18 protein-coding genes are annotated in these 19,794 nt (G+C 69.1%); 11 read left to right on the top strand and 7 right to left on the bottom strand.

Features of this window, described 5'->3' with window-relative positions:
- The first annotated feature begins 93 nt into the window (after positions 1-93).
- On the top strand, positions 94-4,533 hold the full coding sequence (gene mobF / locus FHS23_RS02020) for a MobF family relaxase (protein ID WP_343053580.1): 4,440 nt from the start codon (positions 94-96) through the stop codon (positions 4,531-4,533).
- A gap of 37 nt (positions 4,534-4,570) precedes the next feature.
- Here the strand turns inward: mobF and FHS23_RS02015 are convergent, their stop codons facing one another.
- Together FHS23_RS02015 and FHS23_RS02010 are read right to left on the bottom strand one after the other, a co-directional pair.
- Entirely contained in the window at positions 4,571-5,416 is an 846-nt protein-coding gene (locus tag FHS23_RS02015) for a hypothetical protein (protein WP_183646797.1), read from the bottom strand.
- Between the two features lie 369 nt (positions 5,417-5,785).
- Positions 5,786-6,190 carry a hypothetical protein gene (locus tag FHS23_RS02010; RefSeq protein ID WP_183646794.1) on the bottom strand — a complete coding sequence of 135 codons (405 nt, stop codon included), beginning with the start codon at positions 6,188-6,190 and terminating at the stop codon, positions 5,786-5,788.
- A 392-nt stretch (positions 6,191-6,582) separates the two neighbouring features.
- On the opposite strand from FHS23_RS02010, the gene FHS23_RS02005 reads away from it, so the two are divergent.
- Positions 6,583-7,005, top strand: a complete 423-nt coding sequence (locus FHS23_RS02005; protein WP_183646791.1) for a hypothetical protein — start codon at positions 6,583-6,585, stop codon at positions 7,003-7,005.
- A 207-nt stretch (positions 7,006-7,212) separates the two neighbouring features.
- Here the strand turns inward: FHS23_RS02005 and FHS23_RS02000 are convergent, their stop codons facing one another.
- A complete protein-coding gene (locus FHS23_RS02000; RefSeq protein WP_183646788.1) occupies positions 7,213-8,841 on the bottom strand; it encodes a reverse transcriptase domain-containing protein in 1,629 nt (542 codons plus the stop codon).
- A gap of 317 nt (positions 8,842-9,158) precedes the next feature.
- Here FHS23_RS02000 and FHS23_RS01995 point away from each other — a divergent pair, with 317 nt between their 5' ends.
- Positions 9,159-9,698, top strand: coding sequence for a hypothetical protein (locus tag FHS23_RS01995; protein WP_183646785.1), 540 nt, complete (start codon positions 9,159-9,161; stop codon positions 9,696-9,698).
- An 829-nt stretch (positions 9,699-10,527) separates the two neighbouring features.
- Here FHS23_RS01995 and FHS23_RS01990 read toward each other — a convergent pair.
- Entirely contained in the window at positions 10,528-10,989 is a 462-nt protein-coding gene (locus FHS23_RS01990; RefSeq protein WP_183646782.1) for a tyrosine-type recombinase/integrase, read from the bottom strand.
- A gap of 159 nt (positions 10,990-11,148) precedes the next feature.
- Between FHS23_RS01990 and FHS23_RS01985 the strand changes: the two genes are divergently transcribed.
- The 5 genes from FHS23_RS01985 (at position 11,149) to FHS23_RS01965 (ending at position 15,663) form a co-directional block, all read left to right on the top strand.
- Positions 11,149-11,481 carry a hypothetical protein gene (locus FHS23_RS01985; protein WP_183646779.1) on the top strand — a complete coding sequence of 111 codons (333 nt, stop codon included), beginning with the start codon at positions 11,149-11,151 and terminating at the stop codon, positions 11,479-11,481.
- A gap of 120 nt (positions 11,482-11,601) precedes the next feature.
- Positions 11,602-12,219: a methyltransferase domain-containing protein gene (locus tag FHS23_RS01980; protein ID WP_183646776.1), complete on the top strand. Its 618-nt coding sequence runs from the start codon at positions 11,602-11,604 to the stop codon at positions 12,217-12,219.
- A 177-nt stretch (positions 12,220-12,396) separates the two neighbouring features.
- The gene (locus FHS23_RS01975; protein ID WP_183646773.1) at positions 12,397-13,251 is read left to right on the top strand and encodes an SAM-dependent methyltransferase; all 855 of its coding nucleotides are present in this window, start codon (positions 12,397-12,399) and stop codon (positions 13,249-13,251) included.
- 173 nt (positions 13,252-13,424) lie between these two features.
- Positions 13,425-14,381 (top strand): peptidoglycan DD-metalloendopeptidase family protein, encoded by a 957-nt coding sequence (locus tag FHS23_RS01970; RefSeq protein ID WP_343053578.1) that lies wholly within the window; start codon positions 13,425-13,427, stop codon positions 14,379-14,381.
- A 115-nt stretch (positions 14,382-14,496) separates the two neighbouring features.
- The gene (locus FHS23_RS01965) at positions 14,497-15,663 is read left to right on the top strand and encodes an SGNH/GDSL hydrolase family protein (RefSeq protein WP_183646768.1); all 1,167 of its coding nucleotides are present in this window, start codon (positions 14,497-14,499) and stop codon (positions 15,661-15,663) included.
- A 30-nt stretch (positions 15,664-15,693) separates the two neighbouring features.
- On the opposite strand, the gene FHS23_RS01960 is transcribed toward FHS23_RS01965, so the two are convergent.
- Positions 15,694-16,173 (bottom strand): GNAT family N-acetyltransferase, encoded by a 480-nt coding sequence (locus tag FHS23_RS01960; protein WP_183646765.1) that lies wholly within the window; start codon positions 16,171-16,173, stop codon positions 15,694-15,696.
- Positions 16,174-16,361: 188 nt separating this feature from the next.
- Between FHS23_RS01960 and FHS23_RS01955 the strand changes: the two genes are divergently transcribed.
- Positions 16,362-17,288 (top strand): NAD(P)/FAD-dependent oxidoreductase, encoded by a 927-nt coding sequence (locus FHS23_RS01955; protein WP_183646762.1) that lies wholly within the window; start codon positions 16,362-16,364, stop codon positions 17,286-17,288.
- A 59-nt stretch (positions 17,289-17,347) separates the two neighbouring features.
- Positions 17,348-17,797 carry an SRPBCC family protein gene (locus tag FHS23_RS01950; protein ID WP_183646759.1) on the top strand — a complete coding sequence of 150 codons (450 nt, stop codon included), beginning with the start codon at positions 17,348-17,350 and terminating at the stop codon, positions 17,795-17,797.
- A 27-nt stretch (positions 17,798-17,824) separates the two neighbouring features.
- On the opposite strand, the gene FHS23_RS01945 is transcribed toward FHS23_RS01950, so the two are convergent.
- Entirely contained in the window at positions 17,825-18,244 is a 420-nt protein-coding gene (locus FHS23_RS01945) for a PPOX class F420-dependent oxidoreductase (RefSeq protein WP_183646756.1), read from the bottom strand.
- A gap of 152 nt (positions 18,245-18,396) precedes the next feature.
- Between FHS23_RS01945 and FHS23_RS01940 the strand changes: the two genes are divergently transcribed.
- Complete coding sequence (locus FHS23_RS01940; RefSeq protein WP_343053576.1) at positions 18,397-19,329, top strand: NAD(P)-dependent oxidoreductase; 933 nt, start codon at positions 18,397-18,399, stop codon at positions 19,327-19,329.
- On the opposite strand, the gene FHS23_RS01935 is transcribed toward FHS23_RS01940, so the two are convergent.
- A complete protein-coding gene (locus FHS23_RS01935; protein WP_183646753.1) occupies positions 19,275-19,643 on the bottom strand; it encodes a GrpB family protein in 369 nt (122 codons plus the stop codon). The two genes, FHS23_RS01940 and FHS23_RS01935, sit on opposite strands and share 55 nt — an antisense overlap.
- Positions 19,644-19,794: the final 151 nt, after the last annotated feature.

The following is a 19,794-nucleotide window of genomic DNA, read 5'->3' as shown; positions in this document are numbered from 1 at the left end:
TGGGGGCGCGGACCTGCGGTCCTGCGCGGAGGCCGCGGCGGGCGCTGCGCGCCGCCGCGGGGCCGATTCCGGCCCGGTTGCGGGGTGGTCGCGGTGCTGACGATCTCGACGGGACACAGCGCGGAGTACTTGTTGGGCGCGGTGGCCACGGGCCGGGAGAACTACTACACCGGCGCCGTGGCCGCGGGGGAGCCGCCGGGCCGCTGGTACGGCGCCGGTGCCGAGGCCCTGGGTCTGCAGGGCCTGGTGGACAGCCAGGACATGACCGCGCTGTACGAGCGGTTCCTCGACCCGCGGGACGAGGTGTTCAGGACGCCACAGCAGTGGGACGAGGCGTCCACTCTGGGCCACACCGGACGGAAATACCGTACGGAGGACCAGCTCTACGCCGAGGCGCTGGAACGCGAGCCGGACGCCGGTCCTGAACGCCGCGCCGAACTCCGACTCGACGCGGGCAAGCGGGCGCAGCGGAACGTGGCGTTCCTGGATGCGACGTTCAGCGTCCAGAAGTCGATCACTGTGTTGCACACGGCGTTCGAGGCCCAGGAGGTCGCCGCCCGCACCGCCGGGGACGAGACCGGTGCCGAGGCGTGGGCGACGCACCGCCGCGCCGTCGAGGATGCGATCTGGGCGGGAAACCGCGCGGCGCTGGATTACCTGTCCGAGCACGCCGGCTACTCGCGCATCGGCCACCACGGCGGGGCGGCCGGCCGCTACATCGACGCGCACGACTGGACCGTGGCGAGCTTCTTTCAGCACGACAACCGCGACCACGACCCGCAGCTGCACATCCACAACGCGATCCTGAACCGCGTCCAGGGCGCCGACGGTAAGTGGCGCACCCTCGATTCGAAGGCCATCCACAAGTTCCGCGGTGCGGCCTCGGCGGTGGGCGAGCGCACCACCGAGGAGCACCTGACCCGCGCACTCGGCGTGGCGTTCGCGGCCCGGCCGGACGGCAAGTCCCGCGAGGTCGTCGGGATCGCGCCGGATGTGATGGAGCTGTTCTCCAACAGGCGGCGGGCGATCACCGAGCGCACGCGCGAGCTGGTCGAGGCGTTCGAGACGAAGTTCGACCGCAAGCCGACCTCGCTCGAGCTGGACCGGCTGCAGCGCCAAGCCGCGTTCGCCACCCGCAGCGCCAAGAGCCACGACGGTGAGACGATCGAGGAGCGCCTGGACCGGTGGGACCGGCAGCTGCGCGCCGAGGTCGCCGGCGGCCTGGCCGGGGTTGCCGACGGGGTGCTGGCCACCGGCCGGCAGCAGCCCGCAGCGGCGGAGTGGTCGCCGCGGGCGGTGGTCGAGACCGCCCTCGCGGACGTGCAGGCGCGCAAGGCCGCCTGGACCCGCGCCGATTTGACCCGCGCGATCAGTGACGCGCTGCCCGACCACGTCGGCCTCGCCGACGGCGCCGACGTGGCGCGGCTGTTGGACAGCCTCACCGACACCGCGCTCGAGGCCGCGGTCGCGCTGGAGGCCCAGCGTCCGGGCGACGCGGCCCTGCCCGGCGAGCTGCGGCTGGCCGATGGACGCTCGGCCTACGACGCCCCGGCCGGACGGCTGTACGCCACGCCGGACCACGTCCACACCGAACGCGCCCTGGCCGCCGCCACGGCCGAGAACGCGGGCGCGGCGATGACCGACGCCGGCGCGCAGCGGTTCCTGCAGCAGCTCCGCGAGAGCGGTATCGAGCTCGGCGCGGACCAGGCCGCGGCCGTGCGCGGCGTGCTCACCTCGGGCTCGCAAGTCGAGTCGCTGATCGGACCGGCCGGCACGGGCAAGTCCTTCGTGGTCGGCACCGTGGCGAAGGCCTGGCAGGACCCGCAGATGTGGGGCGATGCGACGGCGCGGAAGGTCGTCGGCCTGGCCACGAGCCAACGGGCAACCGACGTGCTGGCCGGCGAAGGCGTCGCCGCACGCAACGTCGCGCGCTGGCTGGCCACGCAGGAACGCCTCGCCGGCGGCAGCGCCGCCGCCGACGACCAGCAGTGGCGCCTGCACGCCGGCGACGTGGTGGTCGTCGACGAGTCGGCGATGACCGACACCGCCGACCTGTCGGCCATCCACGGCCACGTCGCCGCGGCCGGGGCGAAACTGCTGTTGGTCGGCGACCACAAGCAGCTCGCCGCGGTCGGCGCCGGCGGCGGCATGGACCTGGTCGCCGCCCGCGGCGCGTCCTACGAGCTCGTCGACGCTCGCCGGTTCACCGGCGAGTGGGAACGCGAGGCCTCGCTGCGGCTGCGCGCCGGCGACGAAACCGTGCTCGACACCTACCACCGCCACGGCCGGCTGCGCGACGGCGGAGCGATCGAGCAGACCGAACAGGCCGCCACCCGCGCCTGGCTCGGCGACACCCTGGCCGGCAAACACTCGGTGCTGGTGGTCGACACCAACGAGCAGGCCGCCGAACTGTCGTCGCAGCTGCGCGCCGAACTCGTCCGCCTCGGCCAGGTCTCCGAAACCGGGGTGCCGCTCGGACTGCAAGGCACCTACGCCGGTGTCGGCGATCTGGTGCAGGCACGCCTCAACGGCTGGGAACTCGCCGGCTACCAGGGCAACCGGCGCGGCCCGATCAACCGCGAGCAATACCGCGTGCTCGAGGCCGGCGACGACGGACACCTCGTCGTCGCCCCGATCGTCGGCCGCGGCGCCGAGGGCGAACAGCTCGGCGACCGCATGACCCTGCCCGCCGACTACGTGGCCGAGCACGTGGCGCTCGGCTACGCCTCGACCGTCCACGCGGCCCAGGGCATGACCGTCGACACCAGCCACATCGTCGTCACCGGCCGCACCGGCCCGGAAGCGCTCTACGTGGGCCTCTCACGGGGCCGTGAGGGCAACACCGCCCACGTCGTCACCCGCGCCGTCGCCGAAGACGCGGCGACGGGGGAGACGGCCGAGGCGTTGCACCGCAACCCGGCCGCCGTGCTCGCCTCGACCCTCGAAGGAGCCGACCCCACACGGTCGGCGCTGGCCACGGCCACCGAATCCGCCCAGGACGTCGAGTCCGTGCGCACGCCGGCCGAGTTGTTCGCCGACGCCGTCGAGCTCGCCACGGCCGGCCGCACCGCCGGTTGGCTCGACCAGCTCGCCGCCGACGGTGTGCTGTCGGCCGAGCAGCGGGCCCAACTGGCCGCCGAGGACGGCGCCGCGGACCTGTCGAAGGTGCTGCGCCGGGCCGAGCTGGCCGGCCACGACCCGCAGCACGTGCTGCGGGCGGCGGTGGTCGAGGACAGCCTCGACGGCGCGCGGCAGCTGACCTCGGTGCTGCGCCACCGCATCACCACCCTGCGCCGGCTCGACCCGACCACCGACAGCTACGCCGAGCGCGTGCCGCAGGTCGCCGACCCGGAGTGGCAGACCTACCTCGCCTCGCTGGCGGCCACGGCCGACCAGCGCCAACTCGAACTCGGCCGGCAGCAGGCCGCCGAGCCCGAGCCGTGGGCCCTCGAGACGTTCGGGCCCTGCCCCGACGACCCCGAGCAGGCGGCCGAATGGGTCCGCAACGTCGGCACCGTCGCCGCCCACCGCGAGCTCACCGGCCACGACGACCCGGCCGAAGCGCTGGGCACGCCGCCGAAGGCCGGCCAGGTCGAGGCCTACGCCTCGTGGCGTTCGGCCTGGCGTGTGCTCGGCCGGCCCGAGGCCGACCGTGACGAGCTCGAGATGAGCGACGGCCAGCTACGCATGCGCGTGCGCGCCGCCGAACGGGAAAACGCGTGGGCGCCGCGCTACGTGGCCAACGAGCTCGCCGGCATCCGCGAGACCGCCGAGCAGCACCGCCACACCGCCGCCCTGTGGGCCGCCGAAGCGGACGCCGCCACGGACGAGGCCGATCGGGAGCGGGTGCGCCGTGAGGCCGACGAGGCCGCCGCGCTGGCCGAGACGCTCGAGGCCCGCACGGCCGAGCTCGACACAGCCGAGAAGGCCCGCGGAAAGTGGCTCGCCCACACCGCCGCCACCCGCGCGGCCGCCGACCGTGCCGCCGCGGAACTGTCCGCCCGGCACGCCGACGAGCCGGCCATCGAGGAGACAGTCACGGCCGCCGAATGGCTCCAGGCACACGCCGAGGCCGAGGCCGCCGAGGACCCTCACCGCGAGATCACCGCCGAGCACGACCTCGCCGACGTCGCCGCCGAACGCAACGCCGACCAGGCCGCCGGCACCGAAATCGCCGCCGACGCGCAGCAGGTAGCGGGGGACGAGCTTGCCGCCGACGTGGAGCCGCCGGCGGAGTCCGAGCAGGTCGAGACGGTGGTCGAGACCGGCCTCGAGGACGTGCGCGACCAGGTTGCCGACGAGGCGGCGCAGGCCGATGAGGACGCCGTGCGGGTGCCCTCGGCCGACGAGACCGCCGACACCGTCGACCGTGCCCAGCGCGCGCTGGCCGAGATCGCGCAGCGTCAGGCCGCCGACCAGGCCCGCGAGGCCGAGGAAGCCCACGCGGCGCAGCTCGCGCGTTGGCAGGTCGAGGAACAGGCCGAAGCCGCCGAAGCGGCCCCCGACGACGTCGCCGAGATCGGCACCCGGTAAGGACCCTGGGGCGATAGGAACGGAACGCGATCTCTGGCTAGTTATGGAGCGAATCTCGAATCCGGCGTACGACGTCGGCCAGTTCGGGTTCGTGCTCCAGCCCCAAAGGCGCGACCGTTCCTGCCTGGCCCCGACGGCGAAGAAGGGCGTCGTCCGCGGTCATGAGTTCATGCACAAGATCCACACGATCCCAAGGAATATCGTTAACCCGGTCCCGGTGGAAGTGGGCGGCGTATATCGCCGCGATGTAGTCATCTGGGCTTGACGCATCCTCGTCCTTACGTACGACGAGGACCTCGATGGTGTACAGCCCTGGCGCTACTGCAAACGCCTCCTTCACGGTGGCCAGCACAGTTGAACCGAGGAAGTTCATATACACGCTGTTGCGCTCTGTCTTAGTCCTCTTACGGAGGGTTGGCTCGCCGGAGGGAGTGGTCGCCAACTGCTGGTCAGGAACCACATTGGCGGATCCGATGACGATTACGACTGTGGCCGAATCGGCTCGGCAATCGATCGGTGCAGCCGGAGAGGAGTTGTCTTCGAACGCCGCTTCCAGAACGGCCATAATCATTTCCGAGTCGTTGTTCAGTAGGGCGTCCCATTCAGCATCGGCAGCAGCCTGGGCGCGACGCTGTTCTTCGAGCGCCTCTTCGCGCGCAGCGGCGGCCACGTCAGGTGCGGATGCCTTGGCGGCCCTCTTCGCCTTTCGGCGTTCCCCAACCCGCCACCGTGGCAAGCCCTGTACAGCTTCACGGCGGAGACGTCGTGCAGTGGCCCTCACGCTGGGTACAGCGACATCGGCCGCTTGTGGTGGAGCTGCGGGAGCGAACTCTTCAAGATGTTGGGTCGTCAGCGCTTCTTCTATGGCCGCGACGTCGGCCATGCGAGCCTCACGCTGTGCCTCGCGAGCTTGCTGTTCAAGCTTGGCCACTGACGAGTGGGGCGGACCTGCCCTAGACCGGCGCGATCGCTTTGCCCCAGCGCCGGTGTAGTAGGTGACCGGGCCGACACCACTCGAAAGGCCTGTCCGCCCGCCACCGACATGTACTCGGGCTGCACGAGGACCTAAGCCGGCTCGGACTCCACGAGACGAGGCGCTGATCCGGACACCAGGTGCGATGCGGATGCCGAAACCCATGGCAGTCTCCTTTGTCCACCTTCTGAATAGGTTACCGACAGAGGCGCGGCTGAGCAGGCAAGCAGCACTCAGGCACAAGAGGTGGATCTTCGGAGATCTAGAGGCCGGATTGCACTAAGGGGCTGCCACGACCTGGAGCGGCGGCGGGCCGCTGCGACGCCACGCCCAACGCAGCGTCGCGCACACCGCCTCGCACCAGCCCGGCCGTTCGGCCAGCCAGGCCGGCACCGGCCGCTGCAACGCCAGCTTCTCCGCCGCCAACACCTCAGCCTCGATCAGCTCTTCATAAGCCCGGTCCTTGCGACGGGTCACTGGAGCCGAGGCCGGCAGGCGACGGCCGTTGAGCTCGATCGAGCCGTGCGCCATCCAGCGACACGTCATCGACACCCCGGAGGCGTACCAATCCCGGTCCGCCGCCGCGCGATGGCCGGCCTCGACCCACACCCGGGCGAACTCATCCAGCGGAACCCGCACATTCTGCGGCGGAATCCGCTGCACGTCAGCCTCGGTGACCTCCATGCCATCGAGACTCGCACGCCCCACCGACAGTCCGCAGCGGCCACACAGACAACGCGCAGTAGGCCTGCGCTGCGGCACGAGCTCAAGGCCGCACGGCCCAGAACCCCAGTTGCGCCTGCGGCGCTGCCCTTCCCGGGACGCGACAAACGTAGCCACTCACCCCGACTGCCGCGGCACAAGTTCCGATACCACGACGCCACCTCACCAGCAAGGCGGGCACAACATCTTGGCCGCAAAAAGCGCGCGCCCAAGATCTTCTGCCCTTGCTCCTTGCTGGCGAGCCTCCGGCGCCGTGGTTGCGCTCGCCTGCGGGCAGGCCCCGAAAACCACCGGGCCTGCCCCGCAGCCCCAAGACCCGGCCGACTGACCAACAACCGGAGGAAGGAACCCACATGGGACAGATCTACGAAGGCCCCTACGCCCACCGAATCGGCTACCACGAGGGCTACGCCGCACAAATCCTCGCCGACAACACCCACTCCGACCACTGGCTCGCCGACGAAACCGCCTACGAGTGCCACCAGGCCGCCTGCGACTGCGGCTGGCGAGGCAACCGCTACCCGGCCGGCCCACGCGGCGAAGAGCTCGCCCTCACCGAATGGGAACGCGCCCACCTGCGCCCACTCGTGGACGCCGAAGCCCGCCAACACAGCATCCGCGCCGACCTCGTTTTGCGCTTCGCGAACGGACTCCGCGGCGGCCTGACCGAGGAGACCGACGAGCACGGCCGGCGCGTACTCACCGCCCACAGCCGCGGCCTACTCGACGCCGTCGAACACCTCGAGGACTTCCTCGACTACGTCGCCGGCGACTGACCCCAACGCCCACGCACCCCAGAAAGGAGGTGACCAGCATGTGCCGCGAAGGCTGCTACAAGCACTACGTCAACGGCAAATGGATCTGCTGCAAGTGCGGCCACTGACGCGATCTGAAAGAAACGGGCCGGCGGATAACCGGCCCGTTCGTTTGCGATGCTAATGCACTTACCACCAAAAGCTACGTGGCCGGTCTCGCAGCGTCCGTCAAGCACGTTGACGCTGAGCGCGTACACCGTCGATCACCACGGCCTGTAAAGCATCCTGTTTTGCACCATCCAGGTAAAATGCTGCCCAGTTGCCAGCGTGCTCGGCCATGGCTACGATGCCAACGAAATCCCCTTGAAAACTTTCAGGAACTTGTCGCGCAACTCTCAAGGTGATGTTTTTATCCAACCGACCACGTCGTGCTAGAAGTCGCAACGCTTCGATACGAGAAAGCCAGCCGTATGTATCAGATACCGCTATGTCCTGAGCTGTCGATATGATCGCCTTATGAACACGCTCGGGTGCCCTACTGAGGACCCGAAATATCCAGGCACGTTCCCAGTCTAGGAGATGTTTCTTGTTTGTTAGCGCGAACTGGCATGCCCTGACTACCTGATCAGGTTCAGAGTCGACGAGCGCGAGTAGGTAATTGGCCAGGTCTTGTGTATCGTCGGGTCGTCTGATGAGCAGTTCGCCGATCCATGGGAGTGCGTCTCGGGACTTTGCTTGCGCCAGTCTCCTAAGGCAAAAAACTAGTCTTGCGTGGGCTAGGTTTTGTGGCAGCTTCTCCTTTGGACGCCTATCAACTAGGTCCTTGAACATCTCGGTGACAATCTCAACCGGCTTGGGTGTGAGCGACGGTGCAAGCGCCTCCAAGAATTCATCCTTCGCCATCGTCTGATGGTAGAAAAAGCGCCACTGCATGTCGTCATCCAGTCCGGCATCCTCGGCGGCCTTTGCTAATTCTTCTCCCGTGGATTCGTGCAGTGCCTGCTCGCGAGCTTTGCGCATTTTTTCACGGAATTTTTCCGTGGTTAGGTCCACGTCTTGTAAAGCTATACTGTACTGGCCCAGCTTTTCTATCTTGAGCTTTCCTGAGTTTAGTAGAAGACTGTTCCTTCTGAGTGCTTGCTCTAATTCAAATATTGCCTGGAGCGCCGAAGGGTAGTCTGTGGTCACGATCCTGTAATCGTCGCCGTGTCGCCAGAACCTGATATCGCTACGGCGCAATGAGCTGTCAACAGGTGACAGATAAAGCGTGGCCAGTGAGTCAGATGTATCGACACCTTGGGGAAGGCCTCGGTTCGCTCCCATGAGCGACCTTAGGTGAGTTTGAATTGCCTGTCTTATGTCACTAGACACCCCTGCGTCTGCCAGCGCCACGTCAAGGCGGCTGTGGTCGACTGACTCATAGAATCCGGCGACGTCGGCGGAGACGACCCATCCTCCGCCTGCTTCTAATGGTGCTCGCTCAAAGTTGTTCCACGATGGTAGCGATTCGTCGGCCCGCGGCCAAATTAGTGATTCAGACGAGATCAAGTGTCGGCTTATTTTGGGACGTGCCGCGCATACGAGTGCTTCGTAGATGATGCGATCCCGAAGAGTTGCAACAGCGGCAGGCCGTGTTGTAAAGGCTCGCTTCGGTACTGGCACGAGGAGTGCGGGTGCGCAGACGTAATCATTGGCGGCTATTCGAGCTAGTATGCCGTCGACGAACCGATTGGCTATTCGGCCGGCGACCTTGTCATCCTCGCGCGGCGGCAACATGTCGTTGGAGCGTTGGACGTTCTTGAGGGCGGCCAGTAGCTGGTCCTTGGTCAGCCTCTGTAGTGCAGCGTTGGCGGTCACCGAGCGGTCCTCCACGCGGTCGGGTGGTGAGCTGATGTGCAACTTCTAAGATCGTTTACTGGGGGGAAGTCGTTTCGCAAGGCTCACCTGTAGGTACAGGCGCCGGGGCCTGTCCTGGTCCAAGTCGCCCACCCGGTCAGGTCGGTCGGCTGGTGACCTGCGTCGCGTTGCGATCATCGAACGTACGTTCTAACTTATGAGGTGGCGCCGGCCGATCGGGGGAAGCGGTCGGCCGGCGCCGCTCAGGAGGTGCGGCGATGTCTATGCGGGGAGAGTTCGGGCCCGAGCGGCTACCGGTGAGGCCGGAGCTGCGGCATGTGATCACCGACAAGGGCAGCCTCCGATACGACTACCCCCACACGTGCCCGAAGTGCTCCAGCTCTGACCTGCGCCCTCAGTGGCGGACCGTGATGCGTCAGCCGGGCGTCGACTGCGAATCGTGCGGCTACCAGTGGTGCCTGATCGACCCACGCCAACAGACCCCCATCAGCACAGCCAACACGACAGCCATCGGCCTGAAGCTGATCGCACAACCGCCACCGACGACCGGCGGCGTCGGCCAGATCCGGCTCTACCTCGACCAGGACATCGTGAGCGAAGTCGACGTGACGCTGTGCGGCGTCTGTCGCCGCGGCCTGATCGAGCACGTGAGAACCGAACAGAGTCAGCGCCGCCGGGGCTTCGCCCGGACGACCGTCACGGCCGCCCTGGTCCGAGGGTCGAGCTACACGTGGGCAACGACCACCGTGAACGACGACCCGGTCGCGCGTGCGTTCTGGGCCAACTTCCCACGCACCGCCGCCGGACAACCGCTCTGGTGCGAACACATGCGCGCCGCGTGGGAACGGACACCCTGAGGCGCAGAGAACTATACGAACTCGTTCTGGGCACGAACTGCTAACGAGTGCAACGGCGACAGAGCCTATGCCGACATGGCGGCTGCGCCTGACCAATCAGGTCAGCGTCACGTCGTCATTCGATCCCGGGAGGGTTACATATGGAAGCAGGCGAAGGCACGTATAGGGATTTGGTTCGCAGCTTCGACCACGAAGGGCTAGCGACTCATGATGGCTACCATGCACTTCGACGTGCGTTGTCGGACTTCTCGAATGAGCTGGCCGGTGGAGGAGCAACACTTCGCGGCTTTCTAGAGGCCGTCCACGACATGACGCTCACCGCGCCGTACGCCGATCGTTGCCCGACATGCCGCGACAAGAGCGAGATGACATGGCCATATGCGGTCGATCGCGACGATGTCGGGTGGCTGAAGTGTACGTATAGGTGCCCGACATGTCGGAGTGACTGGACATGTGGATACGCCGTGGACGCGCACATGAACTAGCGCGAGCACTATCGGCCGCTGGGTCTGTGCTGTGCTTCCCGCGCAACCCCGCCTCCTTCAGCCCCGAGACCGTCTTACGCCGTGCCGGCCGACTCAAGGGCGCCTCCGGCGTCGCTCCGCGATGAGCTCCGCTCACCCTTGACTCGACCACCACGGCGCAAAGCATCGGCACGGGCGAAGGGGACGGGGGAGGAACGGCCATCCACACTCCCATCCACGAAGTGGTGCACAACGGCGCCAAACATGCCCGGATGGACGCCACTGATGCCACTGACACCGCCGGTCACCCGGTATGCGTAGGCCAACGTCGCCACTACGGATCAGAAGGTTTGGGGTTCGAATCCCTACAGGCGCGCAGAAACCCCCAGGTCACAGGCCTGGGGGTCTTTCGTTGCGCGATGCAGATCCACCTTCACGTCCGCGCCGGCAGCGATGCAGAGCGACGCCGCGGTGTGCCGGAGCTTGTGAGGGGTCAGGCCCTCCACATCGATTTTCGCCGCGGCGACCGCGGGCAGGAACTCGCGCGTGCGCCAGTTGTTCTTCCGCAGTGCGTTGCCCCGAGCTGTGGTGAACACGCGTGCGTCCTGGTCGCGGTGTTCGACGAGTGGGCGGAGCTCATCGGCCACTGATGCCGGGATCGGCACCGTTCGCCGCTTGCCACCGTTGGGCAGCCCCTCGGCGTGCTTGCCGTTGACCTCGTCGAGCGTGGCGGCGACCCGCACCCGCCGGTTCGCCAGGTCGACATTCCGAACGCGGAGAGCAGCAGCCTCGCCCCGGCGCATGCCGGTATAGGCCAGCAGCAGCATCAACGGCGGCGCCTCACGTCGAGCACGTTGTGGGAGCCCACCGGCGTCAGTAACCTGCCGAACATGCACCGCAGACCGCGTGACGCCGAGCTATCACGGCGGTAGCGCCCACCTGCACTCCCGCGGGACCGGCGCTGCCGCATGAGCTCGGAGCGTCACATGTCCCGTACCGACAAGACCCAGCCGTTCCGCGTCCGCCTCTGGGACGGCTCGTTGCGCGGCGTCGCCGTCCACGATCACCGCGACGGTGTGTGTGACCTTCCCGGCACGTTGAAGGAAGACCTCAAGCACGTCGCGGGCAACGGCGGTTCGGTCGCCCGGGGTTCCTGCTTCTGGGATCTGCGCTACACGGGCACTCGCCCCTGCTGCTGCCCGCTGTGCCGTGCGTCCGACCGGTTTCGCGCCGACCGCCGCGCATCCCGGCAGCGGAGTCGCCGCGAGCTGGCCGACCTGCTGAAGCTCGCCAAGCACGATCCGTGGGGCCTCGATTGATCTGGTGCCGAGGACGAACCGGCGGGTGCGCCGGCCGCGTTGCGTCGCGCACGCCGGTCGCCGAGCGGTGACTGTCGGGTCGCGGCCGGGGTGGTCGTGCCGCGGTTGGACAATGGTGTCGTGGTGGAAACGAGCCTGTGGATGCAGAAGGTGGCTGAGAACCCCGGCCACTCCGACTGGTACGTCGAACGGATGCGTGGCCTCGCGCGTGCCGGTGACGACCTCGCCGGTGAGGCGCGGCTGGTGGATGCGATGGCCTCACGCGGCTCACGCATCCTCGACGCCGGATGCGGTCCCGGGCGGGTCGGCGCGGCGTTGGCGGCTGCGGGCCACGACGTCGTCGGTGTGGACGTCGACCCTGTCCTGATCGCCGCCGCCCGGGAAGACCACCCCGGGCCCCGGTGGGTGGTCGGCGACCTCGCCGAACTCGACCTCGCGGCCCAGGGCGTCGACACGCCGTTCGACCTGGTCGTGTGTGCGGGCAACGTGATGCCGTTCTTGGCGCCGAGCACGCGCGGTGCCGTGCTGAGCCGCTTCCACGAGTGGCTGGCGCCGGGCGGACGCGCCGCGGTCGGGTTCGGAACCGACCGCGGGTACACCGCCGACGACTTCTTCGCCGACGCCGCCGCTGCGGGGTTCCACACCGATCACGCCTTCGACACGTGGGACCTCCGCCCGTTCGAGCCGGACTCGGGGTTCCTCGTCGCGGTGCTCAGCCGCGGGGCGGAGGCCACGTGACCTCCGCCCCGGCCACTACGGCTGACCGAGCCCGCCGGGTGTGACGAGAGACGGGTCGTCGTGGGTGGTGTGCACCGTTTCGGGGACGACACCCTGCCGACGGCACCGCCGATTGGGCTACGCTGCGTGCGCGAGTCCCCGTCGTTGTGATGTGCCCGTGTAGCGAGGTCGATGCGAATGTCTGCTTCCCGTTCCGAGTCCGAGTCCGAGTCCATCTCGTCCAACGTGGTGAGCATCGACACGACGACGCCGAGCATCGCCCGTGCCTACGACTTCGCCATCGGCGGGAAGACGAACTACGAGGTCGACCGTGAGCTGATCCACCGCATGGACGAGGCCGTGCCGGAGGTCCGCCAGATCGCGATCAGCAACCGGATGTTCCTCATTCGCGCCGCGCGCTTCCTCGCGGCCAAGGTGGGTCTCGACCAGTTCCTCGACTGCGGTTCCGGCCTGCCTACCGCGGAGAACACGCACGAGGTCGTGCAACGGCTCAACGACGAGGCACGGGTGGTCTACGTCGACAACGACCCGGTGGTGCTGGCGCACGGCCGCGCGATCCTCGAGGAGAACGAGCACACGCGGTTCCTCGGCGCCGACATCTTCCGGCCCGAGCAGGTGCTCGACAACGAGATGGTGCGGGAGTTCCTCGACTTCTCCCGGCCGATGGGGCTGTTGCAGGTCGCGACGCTGCACCACCACGACGCCGAGTTCGGGATGCCGCCCGTCGACGTGATGCGCGCCTACATCGACGCACTGCCGTCCGGCTCCTACGTCGCGTTCACGCACTTCATCGACCCGGAGAACGAGCACACCGAGACCGCGATGCGCGTGCAGGAGATCATGCGGGGCGCGGGCGGCACCGGCCGCGGGTACTGGCGCACGCGTACCGAGATCCTGGAGATGCTCGAAGGTCTCGACCTGATCGAGCCGGGCCTGGTCATCAACGACGACTGGTGGCCCGACGGACCCGGCGTGGGCGAGCTGCCGTCGGCCGCCCACTGCATCGCCGCCGCCGTCGGCCGCAAGCCGTAACGCCGACGGGCACCGACCGCCGGCACCACGAACCGGCCGACGGGCGGTCAGCCACTGTTCATCCGCTCGCGCGGAGTCTCGGACGTTCGTAGGTTCCGCCCGAGTTGTCCCATTCGTAGCGTGAAGACCGTTACCGGCTACGAAAGGGCGACGACATGTGCGAGCACTGTGGAGTGCCGGACGACAGACCCGACACCGACGCAGCCGAACGCCGCGGTCTTTCGCGGCGGGCGATGCTGTCCGGCACGGCAATGGGCGCCGGAGCGCTGGCACTCGGGCTGCTGGGGACGCCCGGGACGGCATCGGCGGCGTCGCTGAAGAACGGCGCGTGGCGCAACCCCGCGCTGGGCTACTTCCCGTCCGGCGGCCACTTCGGTGCGGACCGCGGCGGCGTACCGCACGCGGGCCAGGACGTCACCAACTCGACGGGCACGGCCGTCTACGCGGCGGCGGGCGGACGCGCCTACCGCGTCGGCTGGGGTGTACTCGGCGGCCGCACCGGCAACGGCATCATCCTGTTCCACGGAAACAGCACGTACACGTATTACGGCCATCTGAGCCGTTTCCGCGTCAGCGAGGGTTCCCGGGTGTCGGCCGGTGAGTGGATCGGCGACATGGGAACGACCGGCAACGTCACCGGTCCCCACCTGCACTTCGAAACCCACACCGGTGGGTTGAACGGCATCGTCGACCCGGTCTCGTTCATGCGGGCCCGTGGTGTGGACCTCGGCGGCGGCTGGTCGTCCATCGACCCCGGTGCGTCCGGCGAGGTCGTCGAGGCGATCCAGTATCTGATGCGCTATCGCGGCACGAACCTGGTGATCGACGGCGACTACGGCCCCGTGTCCGTCTCCGCCGTGAAGTCGTTCCAGTCGTCGCGGGGCCTGTACGCCGACGGTCAGGTCGGCCCGAAGACCTGGCCGGAGCTCGTGGCCACGGTCCGTTCCGGTCGCAACGGCAACCACGTGAAGGCTGCCCAGACGGCACTCAACATCCGCAGTGCCGGCCTGCTCATCGACGGCGACTGCGGATCGGTGACGGTGTCGGCGATCCGCTCCTTCCAGGACGTCAACCGGCTCGTCGTCGACGGCGTGTGCGGCCCACTGACCTGGCGCGCCCTCGTCGGCTGAACCGCCGACGCGGCGATGCGCGGTGGTGGAGTCCGGATGCGACCCGGACTCCACCACCCTGCGGCGGTCGTAAAACCGTGTGCGCAGGGCGGTTCGTGCGTGGCAGGGTGCGGGTATGACGTCCGGACCGGCCAGCAGTCCCATCACCGACGAACTCCTCGTCGGTGCCCTCGAGCTCGAACGCACCGATCGCGGCGTGTTGCCGCACCGTCTGCCCGCGTGGGCGCGTGCGCAGTGCTTCGGCGGGCAGGCCGAGGGTGCGCAGTTGGCCATGGCGGAGGCGCAGCCCGCGGGCGTGCGCCTCGCGCTGCGTACCGCAGCGACGACGGTCGAACTCGACGTCGTCCGTACCCGCAAGCTCTACCGCGGCGTGCCGCCCCGTCCTGACGGGGTGTACGACTTGCTCATCGACGGCAAGCTCGCCGCGCAGGCCACCGCGACCGGCGGCGACGCCATTCATATCGACATGTCGACAGGCGAGTCTCACGTCGAACGCGGACCCGCCGCCACGCTCACGTTCACCGACCTGCCCGCAGGCGAAAAGGACGTCGAGCTCTGGCTGCCGCACAACGAACAGGCCGAGCTCGTCGACCTGCGTGCCGACGCCCCCGTCGCGCCGGTGCCGCGCACGGGCCGCCGCGTGTGGCTGCATCACGGCAGCTCGATCAGTCAGGGATCCAACGCCGCGAGCGCCTCCGCCACGTGGCCCGCGGTCGCCGCCGCGTCCGCCGACGTCGACCTGCTCAACCTCGGTTACAGCGGCGCCATGATGCTCGACCCGTTCGTCGCCCGCATCTTCCGCGACACGCCCGCGGACGCGCTCAGTCTCGAGATCGGCATCAACATCGTCAACGGGGACACCATGCGCACGCGGACGTTCACCCCGGCTGTGCACGGCTTCCTCGACACGATCCGCGAAGGCCATCCGACGACCCCGCTGTCGGTCGTCTCGCCGCTGTACTGCCCGATCCACGAGGACACTCCGGGGCCCGGCACGTTCGACGTCGAGGCCCTGCGCGAGGGCCGGATCCGGTTCACGGCCACCGGAGACCCGGCCGAGGCGAAGGCGGGACGGCTGACGTTGACGGTCATCCGCGACGCGCTGCGTCGGATCGTCGAGCAACGGTCCACTCACGACCCGAATCTGTTCTATGTGGACGGTCTGGACCTGTACGGCCCCGCCGACCACGACGAACTCCCGCTGCCGGACGCACTCCACCCCGACGACGAGTCCCACCGCCGCATCGGACAGCGGTTCGCGCAGCGCGCCTTCACGGCGTGACTGGGCCGCCCGTGGGCCGGGTCGCCTCGATCAGAGGTCGATGTACATGATGTGCAGCCCCACGCGGCCGTGAATCGGGTGGTCGAACGCACCGGGGACCGTGCCGATGATGCGGAACCCCAGCCGCTCGTACAGCTTCACCGCCGACGTGTTCGTCTCGACGACCGCGTTGAACTGCATCCCCGCGTAACCGTCCGCTCGGGCACGGTCGAGCGCGTAGCGCACCAGCGTTTCGCCGACACCCTTGCCCCGCGCGGCGCTCGACACCATGAAACTCGCGTTCACGATGTGGCTGCCGCGTGCCGGGCGGACCGGACTCATGTGCGCGGTGCCGAGAATGCCCGTGTCGTCGACCGCGACGACCGTGTGCTGCCCCGCCACCCAGAACTCGTACGCCTGCTCGGGCGTCAGGTCGGGCTCGACGGCGTACGTGTCCTCTGCCTTGATGACCTCCTGGACGATCGGCCACACGGCGTCCCAGTCGGCATCGGTGAACTCGCGAACCTGCACGCGTCCCACGGTACCGGCGCGACGAGGGCTTGCGCCCGAATCGCGGGAGCAGGCCCGCCTCCGGTGAGCCGGTTCACGTCACGCGGATGCGGCTGCGAGCCGGTTCACGCTGAAACCACGGTCCCGCCGGCGAAAGGACGGCTAGCCTGATGCCGTCGAACCGTCGAACCGTCGAACCGGAGGGGTGCATGGGCGAACGGGTGGTGGTCGTCGGCGCCGGCGTCGTCGGGTTGAGCTGCGCCGTGCGGCTGGCCGAACGCGGCCGGGACGTGACCGTCGTGACCGATCGCGAGCCCGGAGACACGACGTCGGTCGTTGCGGGCGGGCTGATCTACCCCCGCCACGCCGAGCCCGTGGACCGCTGCGCCCGGTGGACGGCCACGACCGTGGAGGAGTTCCGCCGGCTGGCCGACGTGCCGGGAACGGGGGTGCGGTTCGTGCCCGGCAGGTTGCTGCGCCGCGCCGAACGCCCGGTGCCCGAGTGGGCCGAAGCCGTGGGCGGCATGGCCCGGCGTACCGACCTCGGCGCTCCGTGGACCGACGCCCTGGAGTTCACGACACCGCTCGTCGACACGGGCAGGTATCTGCAGTGGTTGGCGGCCGCCGCGGCACGCGCCGGGGTGCGCACCGAGCGCCGGCGGGTGCGCGACCTCGGCGACGTCGACCACGCCGACCTCGTGGTGAACGCCGCCGGGCTGGGCGCCGTGGAGCTCGCGGGCGACACGTCGATGGTCGCGGCGCGAGGGCAGGTCGTGCACGTCGCCGACCCGGGGCTGACCGAGTGGGTGGTCGACGAGGACGACTTCAGTTACGTCCTGCCCCACGGTGACCACGTCGTGTGCGGCGGAACGGAGGAGCCCGGTCGGGCGGATCTCGAACCGGACGCAGCCACCACCGGCGACATTCTCCTCCGGTGCCGCGAACTCGTGCCGGCGCTGGCCGACGCCGAGGTGCTGGGCGTGCGGGTCGGGCTGCGACCCGCGAGGCCCGAGATACGGGTCGAACGGGTCGACGGGCGCACGGCGCCTCCGGTGATCCACTGCTACGGCCATGGCGGTGTCGGCGTCACCGTGTCCTGGGGATGTGCCGACGAGGTCGCCGCGTTGGCCTGCTGACACCCGTCGGGCCGGTCGGGCTCTCGCCCCGGCGAGCGACGGGCGGCACAATCGTGGGCATGACCACGCCCAGTACGTATGTCGTCACCGCCCGGCGGACGATCGCGGCCGACGCCGAACGGATCTTCGACCTCATCGCCGACCCGTCGCTCCAGCCTCGTTGGGACGGCAACGACAACCTCGCCGAAGCACCCGCCGGTCAGCGGGTGCGCGAGGTGGGCGAGGTGTTCATCATGACGCTCACCAACGGCGGCATCCGGGAGAACCGGGTCGTCGAGTTCGTCGAGGGGCGGCTGATCGCGTGGTTGCCGTCGGACCCCGGCGACACTCCGCCCGGCCACCTGTGGCGGTGGGAGCTCGAACCCGTCGACGCGACGTCCACCGTCGTCACCCACACCTACGACTGGTCGCGGCTGACCGACGAGAACCGGTTCGCGCGGGCGCAGGCCACGACGAGCGCCGAGTTGCAGGCCTCCGTGGACCGACTGGCGGTGCTCGCCGAGTCCTGACCGCGGAGACGCGCGGCCGCGCCGGGATCAGGCGGCCGGGTCGGTGGCGCGGCGCACGTGCATCGCGAAGCTGTCGTCGGTGAGTCCCCAGCTTCCGATCCACAGTGGAGTGATGCGGATGACCTCGGGGCTCATCCCGCCGGTCGGCGGTTCGGTGTCCTCGAGCGCTTCGGCCGTACCGCGTATCTCCACGCCGCGCACTCGCCACGGGTCCACCGAAGCGAGGTCGTCCACCACCAGGCAGACGTGCGGATTACTCCGGACGTTCCGGAACTTGCGGGACCGCCCGAGGTTGTAGCCGCCGATGTCGATCCTGTGCGTGTTCCGGTCGATCCAGTAGCCCACCGGGTTGTTCTGCGGTGCGCTGTGGGCGTCGACGGTCGCGAGCCTGCCGATGCGCTGGGAGCTCAGGTAGTCCAATTCGGTCGAGCCGAAAGTGAGTGCCATGCACCGACCGTAGAACTTGGACCATAGTCGAGGTCAACCGATCGGTTGTTCCAGCAGGCGCGTACGGCGCCGATCGTCGACCATGGAGGGCAGCAGTACGAACAGCGGCGGCGACCGTTCCGCGGCGTCGTCGCAGGTGGAAGGACGAGCCCGTGGCCGACACGAAGAAGACCGGCGCCACCGACGCCGAGGGTGGCGCCGCGACCGTGGCCTTCCTCGGCGCAGGTGGACTGATGGGCCTGCCGATGGCGCGCAACCTCGCGCAGGCGGGCTTCGCGGTACGCGCGTGGAACCGTTCGCGAGAGAAGGCGCAGCCGCTGGCCGACGACGATGTGGTGGTGGCCGACGACGTGGCGGGCGCCGTGACCGGTGCCGACGTGGTCGTGACGATGCTCGCCGACACCGGTGCGATCATCGAATCCCTGGGCGGCGAACTGGACTCCCTGGCCGAAGGGGCCGTGTGGCTGCAGACCAGCACGGTCGGCCTCGACGGGACGCAGCGGCTCGCCGAGCTGGCCGACGGGCACGGTGTGACGTTCGTCGACGCTCCCGTGCTCGGGACCAGGGCGCCCGCCGAAAGCGGCGACCTCGTCGTGCTCGCCTCCGGCCCCGACGACGTCCGCGAGCGCGCCGAGGCGGTGTTCGACGCGGTCGCGAAGAAGACGATCTGGGTCGGCGAGGCCGGCGCGGGCAGCAGGCTCAAGCTGGTCGCCAACGCGTGGGTGATGTCGATCGTCGAGGCGACCGCCGAGACGGTCGCGCTGGCCGAAGGCCTCGACGTCGACCCGCAGCAGTTCCTCGATGCCGTCGCGGACGGACCGCTCGACCTGCCCTACCTGCAGGCCAAGGGAGCGATGATGATCTCCCGCGACTTCGAGCCGTCGATGACGCTCGCACTTGCGGCCAAGGACACCCGCCTCATCGACGACGCTGCCGAGGATGCGGGCCTCGACCTGCCGATGCTGCGGACCATCCGGCACCGCTTCGGCGAGGGCGTCGCCGACCACGGCGACAAGGACATGGCCGCCACCTACCTGACCAGCAGTCCGACCCACACGGGCGGCGCCGGCGCGGCAGACGGCTGAGCCTGCCGGCGGCGGGCCTCGGGTCGGAGCCACGTGGCGCGTCGGCGGCGCAGGTAGGCGGGTTCGTCGTCCGGGTCGTCGATCCCGACCACGATGTCCACCACCGGTTTGGCCGCAAGCCCGGGAACAGACGTCGACCCGATGTGCTCGATGAGCCGCGCCCGCTCGCCCAGGAGCTCGCGCAGCTCGGCGGCCCTGCGCGCGAACCGCCTGGGCCACTCCGGGTCGTAGTCGACGATCTCCACGCTCGTCGGTGTCGGCCCGTGGACGAGCGTTGCGGCCAGCTTCTCGTCGTCGAGAGGTTCGCGTGTCATGTGACCGCACGCTAGCCGGACTGCGGACATGCGCCCAGGAGCTCCTCGATCAGGGCCACGTGACGGTCGGACGGCCACGCCCCGGGCCGCGCGAAGGCCGCAGCGGTGGAGTCGCGGCTGTGGAGCCGCAGGTGTGGAGCACGGCCACGCC

It is taken from the genome of Prauserella isguenensis (assembly GCF_014191605.1).
Classification (GTDB): Bacteria; Actinomycetota; Actinomycetes; order Mycobacteriales; family Pseudonocardiaceae; genus Prauserella; species Prauserella isguenensis.
The sequence above is the reverse complement of the archived record's forward strand: the minus strand, read 5'-3'. Positions and strand labels throughout refer to the sequence as shown.

Coding starts and splice junctions, on each gene's coding strand:
- FHS23_RS02015 (WP_183646797.1), bottom strand. CDS start 5,416: ATGGCCGACGTCGCGGCCATAGAAGAAGCGCTGACGACCCAACATCTT.
- FHS23_RS02010 (WP_183646794.1), bottom strand. CDS start 6,190: ATGGAGGTCACCGAGGCTGACGTGCAGCGGATTCCGCCGCAGAATGTG.
- FHS23_RS02005 (WP_183646791.1), top strand. CDS start 6,583: ATGGGACAGATCTACGAAGGCCCCTACGCCCACCGAATCGGCTACCAC.
- FHS23_RS01990 (WP_183646782.1), bottom strand. CDS start 10,989: ATGCTGCTGCTGGCCTATACCGGCATGCGCCGGGGCGAGGCTGCTGCT.
- FHS23_RS01985 (WP_183646779.1), top strand. CDS start 11,149: ATGTCCCGTACCGACAAGACCCAGCCGTTCCGCGTCCGCCTCTGGGAC.
- FHS23_RS01975 (WP_183646773.1), top strand. CDS start 12,397: ATGTCTGCTTCCCGTTCCGAGTCCGAGTCCGAGTCCATCTCGTCCAAC.
- FHS23_RS01965 (WP_183646768.1), top strand. CDS start 14,497: ATGACGTCCGGACCGGCCAGCAGTCCCATCACCGACGAACTCCTCGTC.
- FHS23_RS01955 (WP_183646762.1), top strand. CDS start 16,362: ATGGGCGAACGGGTGGTGGTCGTCGGCGCCGGCGTCGTCGGGTTGAGC.
- FHS23_RS01950 (WP_183646759.1), top strand. CDS start 17,348: ATGACCACGCCCAGTACGTATGTCGTCACCGCCCGGCGGACGATCGCG.
- FHS23_RS01945 (WP_183646756.1), bottom strand. CDS start 18,244: ATGGCACTCACTTTCGGCTCGACCGAATTGGACTACCTGAGCTCCCAG.
- FHS23_RS01935 (WP_183646753.1), bottom strand. CDS start 19,643: ATGACACGCGAACCTCTCGACGACGAGAAGCTGGCCGCAACGCTCGTC.